The following is a 9962-nucleotide window of genomic DNA, read 5'->3' as shown; positions in this document are numbered from 1 at the left end:
CGCCTCCCTCCGCGCCCAAGGCGACGGCGGCCTGGACCACTCCGCCCTCCTCCGCGGCACCGAACGCCTCGCCACACCCACCCCCAAGGGCTGAGGTCTCAACGGCCGAACCCTCAGGGGCGGTTGGCCAACGAGCCGCGAACCACGGCTCGTTGCCCAGGGGTGGTGTCCCTGGGCCGCTACCGAGCCCCGGACCGCGGTCGCAGACTGCGACCGCACCGGACCCCCGGCGCCGCGGCCGCCGCACTGCGGCCGCGGCACCGGCGCGTCGTCCGCCGCCCCCCGGCGCCGCCGTCCCGCCCGGACCGAGGCCCAGCCGTCCGGGTGAGTTACCGCCGCCGACGTGCGAGCGCGCGGAGCCCGTCGCACGCTGGAGGCATGTCCGAGCATCCGCCTGTCATCGTGCACCCGCCGACGCCGTCCGGTGGCCGTCGGGTGACCGTGCACGGGCAGATCGTCGGCCTGGCGCACGGCCGCGGCGACGTGGCCGAGTTCCTCCGCCGTGCCGGGGTCACCGACCCCGCCGAGGACATCGCGCTGGACGACCCGCGCCTGGTCGAATGGCGCGGCGGCTCCCTGGACGACTGGCCGATGCCGCCGGCCTGACCCCGGCCCGGCCGCTGCGGTACCCGCCCGGTATCCGGGCCGTCGCAGCGCGTCTCGTACGCATGTGCCCCGACGCCCCCCACCAGCGTCGCGTCCGATTTCCGCCAGAAGGCGGGCCCGGGATGGCGCACAGTAGGGGGTGTGATGAGCGAGGACAGCAGATACGAGGCGGTGCGGAGCCGGGACGCCAGGTTCGACGGGGCGTTCTTCTTCGCGGTGTCGACGACGGGGATCTACTGCCGGCCGAGCTGCCCCGCCACCACCCCCCGCCGGCGCAACGTCACCTTCTTCCCGACCGCCGCGGCCGCCCAGGGCTCCGGCTTCCGGGCCTGCCGGCGGTGCCGCCCCGACGCGGTGCCGGGTTCCGCGGAGTGGAACGCCCGGGCCGACGTCGTGGGGCGGGCCATGCGGCTGATCGGTGACGGGGTGGTCGACCGGGAGGGCGTCGCCGGACTGGCGTCCCGGCTCGGCTACAGCGCCCGCCAGGTGCAGCGGCAGCTGACCGCCGAGCTCGGCGCCGGGCCCGCGGCCCTGGCCCGGGCCCAACGCGCCCACACCGCACGGGTGTTGCTCCAGACCACCGGCCTGCCGATCGCCGAGATCGCGTTCGCCGCCGGGTTCGCCAGCGTCCGGCAGTTCAACGACACCATCAAGGAGATCTACGCGCTCACCCCGAGCACCCTGCGCGCGGTCCGCCCCGGACCCGGCGCCCGCACCGGCCCGGCCGCGCCGTCCGCGACCCCCGGTGTGCTGCCGTTGCGGCTGGCGTTCCGCGGCCCGTACGCGGCCCGGCAGATCTTCGACTACCTGGCGCTGCGGACGCTCGCCGGCATCGAGGAGGTCACCGGGGAGCCCGGCCGGCGGACGTACCGGCGCACCCTGCGGCTGCCCAACGGCACCGGCATCGCCGAGGTCGACGAGGCCACCGGCGACGGCTGGCTGGACTGCCGGCTGCACCTCGCCGAGCTGCGCGACCTGACCACCGCGGCCCAGCGCCTGCGCCGCCTCTTCGACCTCGACGCCGACCCGTACGCGGTCGGTGAACGGCTCGGCGCGGACCCGGCGTTGGCCCCGCTGGCCGCCGCCCGCCCGGGACTGCGCTCCCCGGGAACCGTGGACCCGGACGAGCTCGCGCTGCGCGCCGTCCTCGGCGGCCGGGCCGGTACCGCCGAAGGGCGCGCCCTGGGCGCGGCGCTGGTCGCCGCGCACGGTGAGCCGCTGGCCCGGCCCGCCGGCACCCTCACCCACCTCTTCCCGCGCGCCCCGGAGCTCGCCCGGGCGCCGCTCGCCGACCTCGTCCCGTCCCGGTCGGGCGCCGCCGCGCTGCGCGCCCTCGCCGAGGCGCTGGCCACCGGCGAGGTCACCCTGGACGCCGGGACCGACCGCGACCGGGCCGAGCACGCGCTCCGCGGGCTCCCCGGCGTCGATGCCCGGACCGCCGGCTACGTCCGCATGCGGGCCCTCGGCGACCCCGACGTCCTCCTCGCCGACCCGGCCCCGGGCAGCGCCCCGGAGCTCTGGAGCCCCTGGCGCTCGTACGCCACCCACCACCTCTGGGCGGCCGACGCCGCCGAGCCCGCCGGCTGTCCTCAAGGGCACCGCAACCCCACAGAAGGGCACGACCCCGCATGACCCTGTACACCACCCTCGACAGCCCCCTGGGCGAACTCCTGCTGGTCGGCGAGCGGTCGGCCACCGCCCCCGGTGGCACCGCGCTGGCCTCGCTCTCGCTGCCGGGCCAGAAGCGCGCGGCGGTCGTGCAGGACGACTGGACGCACGACCCGGCCGCCTTCGCCGACATCGCCCGGCAGCTGCGCGCCTACTTCGACGGCGCGACCGCCCCGTTCACCCTCGAATGCGTCCCCCGTGGCACCGACTTCCAGCAGCGCGTCTGGGCGGCGCTGGAGGCCGTCCCGTACGGCACGACGACCACCTACGGGGCGATCGCCGCCGCCATCGGGGCGCCGCGCGCCGCCGTCCGCGCAGTCGGGACGGCGATCGGCGCCAACCCGCTCTTGGTGCTCCGGCCCTGCCACCGCGTCATCGGCGCCGACGGCTCGCTCAGTGGCTACGCCGGCGGCCCGGAGCGGAAACGGCAGTTGCTGGACCTCGAAGGGGCGGTGCCGGGCGCCGCCTGAGGAGGCGGCCGCGGCCGGTTGCACCGCCGCGGCGCCGGTCGTCAGAGCATCGAGCCGCCGGTCACGTCGAGCCGCTGGCCGGTGATCCAGCGCGCGTCGTCCGAGGCCAGGAAGGCGACCACGTCCGCGACGTCGGCCGGCCGGCCGAGCCGGTTGAACACCGAGATGGCGGCAAGTGCCGCATGCGCCTCGGGAGTTGACCGCATGGCGGCGTTTATATCGGTTTCCAGGAAACCCGGCGCGACGGCGTTCACCGTGATCCCGCGGGCGCCGAGGTCCTTGGCGAGGGTGCGGGTGAGGGTGTCGAGCGCCCCCTTGGAGAGCCCGTAGGCGAGCGTCGAGGGGAAGGCCGTACTGGTCACGGCGGACGAGACGTTGATGATCCGCCCGCCGTCCCGCATCCGCCGCAGACCGTGCTGGATGAGGAAGAGCGGCGCCTTGGTGTTGACCGCGAGGACCCGGTCGAACTCCTCCGGCGTCACCTCGTCGATATGCCCGGGCAGGCTGATCGCCGCGTTGTTCACCAGGACGTCCAGGCCGGGTTCCGCGCCGGCGGCGGCCAGTTCGGCGTCGAAGGCGGCGAACAGCGTCTCCGCGTCGCCCGGTACCCCCAACTCCGCGGCAACCGGGAACGCCCGGCCGCCGCCGCCCCGGATGCGCTCGACGGTCTCGCCGGCCGCGTCGGCGTTCCGCCCGTAGTGGACGGCGACCAGCGCGCCGTCCCGGGCGAGGCGTAGGGCGATCCCGCGGCCGACGCCCCGGCTGGAGCCCGTCACCAACGCGGTCTTTCCGTTGAGGTCACCCATGGTCGTTGTCGGCCTTCCGTTGTGCTGACGGCGGCGGGCGCCACCGTGACCGGGCGGGGCGTCGCCCGCGCGGGGCGGAACGCCCGGCGCGCCAGTCTCCCGGCCGAAGGGGCCCAGGCTCATGGGGCATGCCTGATGCGGGCTCCTACGAGTTCGGCGGACCGCCCGGGCCGGTGCCGGCGCACCTGCTCAGTGGTACGCGTCCAACCCCGTCAGGGTCGATACGAAAACCGGTTCCCCATGCTGCTCCCCGACGACCTCGACCGTCGTGATGCCGGGGAGCGTCGGAGGGATCCGGCGCGCCGCGATCACACAGGGCACGCCGTGTTCCGCGTACCGGTGGAACTGCGTGCTGAAGGCGTACGGAACGAAGGGGGCGGGCGCGAACAGCGCGCGGGCGGCCTGCTGCGCCGCGTCGAGCAACGAGAGCCCGGGGACATGGTCGTTCGCCGGGTTGACGACCGTGGCGTGCCCGGGCGCCACCCGCAGCAGCCACCGGCCCGGCTCCCCGGTGGGGGAGAGCAGCACATCGCGGTCGCTGGCGTTGCCGGTCAACTCCCGCGGTACCGGTGGGGCGAGCGGGCCCGGGGCGGGCCGGGCCAGCAGCCGTTCGCCGCGGATCCTCCGGTAGACACCGGGCGAGGTCACGTTCACGTGGGAGTGACCGGTGGCGACGACATGACCACCCGTGCGGATGGTCATGTCGAACCGGCTGCTGGCCAGCGCACCGGCCCGCATGCGGGTGCCGCTGCACGTGACGTCGATGACCAGCGGGGTCGGCGCGGTCCTGGAGGCGAGGTGCCCGGGGGACATCGTGTAGACGAGGTCACTGAGGATGAAGTGGTGACCGAGGGGGACCCCGAGCTCGCTGTGCGAGAGCAGCAACCCGGCCTGGCGGATGGTCTCGCCGGTGAGGACGAGGTGGTGCCGGCCGTGGCTGGGGGTGAAGTACCCGTGGTTGTGGGGCCATTGGCCGGTGAGCGAGAAGCGGCTGCCGTCCCGGCGCTGCCAGGACGTGATCAGTACGTCCTCCGGATGCGGGCGGTGCACGAGCTCGCCGGGAACGGGGGGCGCCGTGACGGGACGGTTCCGGGCCGGTTGCGTCTGACGTCGGGTCGTGGGCCGAACTGTGCTGCTGACCTGCAACGTGTCGCTCATGACAGCCCCTAGGCATCAAACGGGAGAGCTCCGGACACGGTTTAAGATACGTACCATCCGGTTTTCTTTTCAATGCTGGTGCCGAGGTGCGGGGAGGGCGCCGTTCTGGAGGAAACTTGAGCCGTAGCGAATTGCTGAGAGACTCAAGCCTTTGAGAGACGGGAGGCGTTCTGTGGCACGTCAGGACCGCGCGATCAGGACCCGGCGAGTGATCTTGGAAGCCGCCGCGTCGGTCTTCGACGAGTCCGGCTTCGACCGCGCGACCATCGCGGAGATCCTGACGCGCGCGGGCGTGACGAAGGGCGCCCTGTACTTCCACTTCTCGTCCAAGGAGGAACTCGCCCTGGCCGTGCTGCACGAGCAGGTGTTGGACATCGCCGTGCGGCCGCAGCAGATCAAGCTCCAGGAGTTCGTGGACGCGGGGCAGATTCTCGCCTACCGGCTCCGCGACGACGCGATCCAGCGCGGCGCCGCCCGTCTGGCCATCGAGCAGGGCTCCAACCGCCTCGACCGCCGGCAGTCGATGTCGGCGTGGACGTCGTTCGTCGAGGGCCTGCTCAAGGAGGCCAAGGCGCGGGGCGAGGTCCTGGAGAGCGTCAACGTGCGGGACGCCGCAGAGCTGTTCGTCGGCGCCTTCGCCGGGATCCAGATGATGTCGAAGGCGTTCACCGACCAGGACGACCTCTGTCACCGGTTGGCCGTCTTCTTCGAGCACACCCTGCCCACCATCGCCGTGCCCGCCATGCTGGCCCGCCTCAGGCTCGACCCGGAGCGCGGCGCACTGCTCGACGCGGAACTCCGGCGGCACCGGGAGGCGCGCGACGCCTCCGACGGCGCGAAGGACGCGGCGGGAGCGCGCCTGCTGGACGCGGCGCCGTAGCGAGACTTCCCCGTCGTGCACGGGAGGATCCGCCGGGCGCGGAGCTCCGGAACGGAAGCTCCCCCGGTGTACCGGAAAGCCGGTTCCGTCCCCGGCGCGCGCCGGCGCCCGCACTCCGCCTTTGACCCACTCTTGATCCCCGCGCGGACGCATTGTCAGTGGCGTGCGGTTCACTGGATCCAGTGTCCGAAACGAGCCGGGGGAGGAGCGGTGCACGGCGTGCCGGACGGACCCGGGCGTGGACCGGGGAGCGGACAGTGGGGTAGGCCGAGGAGAGCCCCCAGGAGGGCGTCGCCGGCCGGGCGCACGCGGTTGGCCTGCGCAGGGACGGGGGCGATCGGCGGTGCGGTGCACGGGAGTTGGCACGGGCGGCCGCCGAGAGCGGCGGGCGTGAGCGAGATCACCGCCCGAAGCGCAAGCCGCGCGTAGGTGTCTTGGAATAGCCCCTCGCGGTGAAACGTTCGTCATGCACGTATCAAGGGGTCGCCCCCTGCCCGAGCGCCGCGCACCGTCGCGCACGGCGCACCCGCTCCGCTCGCTCCTGCCGCTCTGGAGGCCGCCCGCATGACCCAGACGACGACGGATCAACTCCCCGCGAGTTCGGCGGAATCCGCCGGCCCACCACTGCTGCCCCCGCGCTCCGGCGGCGGACACCGCGCACCCCGCAGGGCGGACGCCGGGGTCGTCCCCGTCCTCGCCTTCGCCGGCATCACCGTCGCGGTGATGCAGACGCTGCTCGTCCCGGTCATCAAGGACCTGCCGACGCTGCTCGGCACGGCGCCCAGCAACGCCACCTGGGTCATGACGGCCACCCTCCTCGCCGGCGCCGTCGCCACCCCCATCATGGGCCGCCTCGGCGACCTCTACGGCAAGCGGCGGATGCTGCTGGCCAGCCTCGGCGTCATGGTCATCGGCTCGCTGATCTGCGGATTCACCAGCCAGTTGGTCATCATGATCATCGGTCGCGCGCTCCAGGGCTTCGCGATGGGCGCGATCCCCCTCGGCATCGGCCTGATGCGCGACGAACTCCCCAGGGAGCGGCTCGGCTCGGCGATGGCGCTGATGAGCTCCTCGATAGGCGTCGGCGGCGGACTCGCGGTGCCCGGCGCGGCCCTGGTGGCCCAACACGCCGACTGGCACGCGCTGTTCTTCACCGCCGCCGGGCTCGGCGTGCTGTCGATGCTGCTCACGCTGCTCATCGTCCCGGAGACCCCGGTCCGGGCACCCGGCCGCTTCGACGTCGCCGGCGCCCTCGGTCTGTCCGCCGGGCTCGTCGCCCTGCTGCTGCCGATCACCAAGGGCGGTGACTGGGGCTGGGGTTCGCCCCGCACCCTCGTCCTGTTCGGGGCCGCCGCGCTGATCCTGCTGCTCTGGGGCGTGATGGAGCTGCGGATCGCCGACCCGCTGGTGGACCTGCGCACCAGCGCCCGCCGCGAGGTGCTGCTCACCAACCTCGCCTCCATCACGGTCGGTGTGGCGTTCTACGCCATCTCGCTGGTGTTGCCGCAGTTGCTCCAACTGCCCAAGTCGACCGGTTACGGCCTCGGCCAGACGATGGTGGTCGCCGGGCTCTGCGTGGCACCGCTGGGCCTAACGATGATGTTCGTCGCGCCGGTCTACGCCCGGATCGCCGCCCGCCGCGGCCCGAAGGTCTCCCTGCTGCTCGGCATGCTGATCATCGGCGTCGGGTACGGCGCCGGCATCGGCCTGATGCAGGCCCCCTGGCAGACCGCCGTCGTCGCGGTGGTGGTCGGCGCCGGCATCGGCCTGGCGTACTCCTCGCTGCCGGCGCTGATCGTCGGCGCCGTCGACGCCTCCGAGACCGGCGCGGCCAACGGACTGAACACGCTGATGCGTTCCATCGGCACCTCCGTCTCCAGCGCCGTGATCGGCATGGTCCTGGCGCACATGTCCCAGCCGCTGGGCTCGGTCACGGTCCCCACGATGGCCGGCTTCCGGGTCTCGTTCCTGATCGCCACAGCCGCGGTCGCCCTCGGCGTGCTCGTGGCCGCCTTCCTGCCCTCACCGCGCACGTCCCCGCCTCGCCCGCGGCCCACGGACGAGGTCGAGTCGACGCCCACCGCCCCCGGGTCGACCACCGCCGACGCACCCGCGACGCTCGCCCAACTCACCGACCCCGCCGGCTTCCGGGGTCGGGTCACGAACGCCACCGGCGAGCCGGTCCCGGGCGCCACCGTCACCCTCATCGACCGGCACGGGCAGCAGGCCGGCGTCACCACGGCCGCGCCCGACGGGAGTTACGCCCTCGCCGCCCCGGCCGCGGGCACCTACGTCCTCACCGCCGCCGCCCCCGGCCACGCCCCGCAGGCCACCTCCGCCACGCACTTCGGCGCGGGCACGGTGGCCGACGCCGACCTGGTCCTGCCGGCCACCGACAGCATCCTCCACGGCACCCTGCTCGGCGGCCCGCACGGCACCCCCCTGCCCGACGCCAGCGTCGTGGTCACCGACGCGCGGGGCGACGTGGTCACCGCCACGGCCACCGACACCGACGGCCGGTGGACCCTCCCCCACCTGCCGGACGACGACTACACCCTCGTCTTCAGCGCGCCGGGGCACCAACCGACCGCCCGCGCGGTCCAGTTGACCCCCGGCGACCGCCCGGCCGCCCCCCACGCCCGGGAGATCCGCCTGCACCCCAGTGCCACCGTCGCCGGCACGGTCCTCGCCCCCAACGGCCGCCCCCTCGCCGACGCCTCGGTAACGCTCCTGGAAGACGGCACGGTCGTCGCCCACACCGTCACGGGCCCGGACGGCGCCTACGCCTTCACCGACCTGGCCGCCCGCCACTACACCCTGTCCGCGGCCGGGTATGCGCCCCACGCCGCCCCCGTATCCCTCGCCAACGGCGCCGAAGCGCACCTCGACCTGGACCTCGCCCACCCCGCGGCCGGAAACTGACCGGGGCCGTCCGCGACGGCCCGGGGCGCCAGACCCAAGGAAGGTGACGGGCCGGGGCAGATGACGGCCCGTCACGCACTCCCACCCCCGACCCGCGCGCCGCGACCGCGCCCGCCGAAAGGACGTGACATCGCGTCACCGACCAACGAGGGCACCGCTCACGACGCCCCGGCCCCCGCCCGCCGCGGCCGAAAAACACGGTTCCCGTGCAACCCCAGCGTCAAGGAACGCGTCTCGTCCACACCCTATGGTGGGATTTCGGTCGAGTGCGGACTCCCGGTCCGCCCCGGTCGCGCTACCGCACCATCAGCACCGACGCCCGGAGCCCGCCCCTGCGCACTTACCAGGGGCATGGGCCCACGGCCCGGGACACCTGGGGCGGAAGCGGTATTCCGGGACAGGTGGGCAGGAAGGCTGAAACGGCCGAACCTCGTAGTGCCGCGTCCGCAACCGCGCGGATTTCTGCGAGCCTGGGCGGCGCACCGGAGTTCTGGCTGGTCACACCGGCCACCGGGGCAGCGTCCCATCGGGCGCGCGGCCTCGTTAGCGGGGTGTTAGTCCCTCGTTAGCGGACCGGCAGTGCTCGGGAGCACGCTGGAAGAGCAAGGGACGGACCGTACGCACCCACCTTTACGAGGGTACCCACCTACCAGACGAGGGGGACTCATGTCGCTCACCTTCAAGACCCTCGGTCGCGGCCGCCGCGTCGCCGCCGGATCGCTGATCGCCGTCACCGCGCTGACGCTCTCCGCCTGTCAGAACGGCACGGACAACAGCGCGTCCCGCTCCTCGTCGGCCGCCGCACCCGCCACTGCCACCGCCGCGAACGGCACGCCGTCGGCCGGTGGCGCCACGCAGTCCGCGGGCCACGCGCCCCGGCCGTCCAACGGGGCCAAGCCCTCCGGCGGCGCCAAGGGCGTCCCCAACGCCAGCCAGGCCAACCCCTCGGCCATGACGGACTCGGACCGTTGCACCGCGGCGAACATGTCGCTGCGCCTGGGCCGCACCGACATCGGGGCCGGCAACATCCGGATCCCGCTGATCTTCACCAACAAGGGCAAGAAGGCGTGCTCGCTGCGCGGCTTCCCCGGCGTCTCCCTGATCCAGCGCGACGGCTCGGCGGTCGGCACACCCGCCACCCGTGAGGGCGACGCCGGCGGCAGCGTCCGCCTCCAGCCCGGGCAGAGCGCGTCCGCCCTGCTGCACACGGTGAACGAGGGCGTCTCGGACACCCCCTGCTGGTCGAACTCGCAGATCGTCTTCGTCTACCCGCCCGGCTCCAAGGAGTCCATGACCACCGGCAGCGGCGGGCTGCGGGTGTGCGGCGGCACCTTCACGGTGTCCACGCTGACCACCGGGGTGCCGTCCTAAGAACCACCCCCCCACGGGCCGCGGGGCCGTTCCGGTGCAGGTGCGTCACCGGAACGGCCCCCGTCGGCTCTCCACGCCTCC

At 74.0% G+C, this 9962-nt stretch carries 8 protein-coding genes; 6 read left to right on the top strand and 2 right to left on the bottom strand.

Annotation, left to right across the window (positions count from 1 at the left end):
* Nucleotides 1-378: 378 nt before the first annotated feature.
* From ACIQU6_RS25010 to ACIQU6_RS25000, 3 genes are all read left to right on the top strand, one after another.
* Nucleotides 379-606, top strand: coding sequence for a hypothetical protein (locus tag ACIQU6_RS25010; RefSeq protein WP_274911865.1), 228 nt, complete (start codon nucleotides 379-381; stop codon nucleotides 604-606).
* A 144-nt stretch (nucleotides 607-750) separates the two neighbouring features.
* On the top strand, nucleotides 751-2238 hold the full coding sequence (locus ACIQU6_RS25005) for a bifunctional transcriptional activator/DNA repair enzyme AdaA (protein ID WP_403483905.1): 1488 nt from the start codon (nucleotides 751-753) through the stop codon (nucleotides 2236-2238).
* Nucleotides 2235-2744, top strand: a complete 510-nt coding sequence (locus ACIQU6_RS25000) for a methylated-DNA--[protein]-cysteine S-methyltransferase (RefSeq protein WP_403483904.1) — start codon at nucleotides 2235-2237, stop codon at nucleotides 2742-2744. Before ACIQU6_RS25005 ends, ACIQU6_RS25000 begins: the two co-directional genes overlap by 4 nt.
* Before the next feature lie 41 nt (nucleotides 2745-2785).
* Here ACIQU6_RS25000 and ACIQU6_RS24995 read toward each other — a convergent pair whose 3' ends face one another.
* Nucleotides 2786-3550 (bottom strand): SDR family oxidoreductase, encoded by a 765-nt coding sequence (locus ACIQU6_RS24995; protein ID WP_403483903.1) that lies wholly within the window; start codon nucleotides 3548-3550, stop codon nucleotides 2786-2788.
* A gap of 189 nt (nucleotides 3551-3739) precedes the next feature.
* The gene (locus tag ACIQU6_RS24990) at nucleotides 3740-4708 is read right to left on the bottom strand and encodes a ScbA/BarX family gamma-butyrolactone biosynthesis protein (protein WP_403483902.1); all 969 of its coding nucleotides are present in this window, start codon (nucleotides 4706-4708) and stop codon (nucleotides 3740-3742) included.
* A 172-nt stretch (nucleotides 4709-4880) separates the two neighbouring features.
* On the opposite strand from ACIQU6_RS24990, the gene ACIQU6_RS24985 reads away from it, so the two are divergent.
* The 3 genes from ACIQU6_RS24985 (at nucleotide 4881) to ACIQU6_RS24975 (ending at nucleotide 9881) form a co-directional block, all read left to right on the top strand.
* Nucleotides 4881-5588, top strand: a complete 708-nt coding sequence (locus ACIQU6_RS24985; RefSeq protein ID WP_403483901.1) for a ScbR family autoregulator-binding transcription factor — start codon at nucleotides 4881-4883, stop codon at nucleotides 5586-5588.
* 564 nt (nucleotides 5589-6152) lie between these two features.
* A complete protein-coding gene (locus tag ACIQU6_RS24980; RefSeq protein ID WP_403483900.1) occupies nucleotides 6153-8510 on the top strand; it encodes an MFS transporter in 2358 nt (785 codons plus the stop codon).
* 666 nt (nucleotides 8511-9176) lie between these two features.
* Complete coding sequence (locus ACIQU6_RS24975; RefSeq protein ID WP_403483899.1) at nucleotides 9177-9881, top strand: DUF4232 domain-containing protein; 705 nt, start codon at nucleotides 9177-9179, stop codon at nucleotides 9879-9881.
* Nucleotides 9882-9962: the final 81 nt, after the last annotated feature.

Source organism: Streptomyces sp. NPDC090442 (assembly GCF_044769405.1).
Classification (GTDB): domain Bacteria; phylum Actinomycetota; class Actinomycetes; order Streptomycetales; family Streptomycetaceae; genus Streptomyces.
Note: the sequence above shows the minus strand (reverse complement) of the source record. Positions and strands in the feature narration are given on the sequence as shown.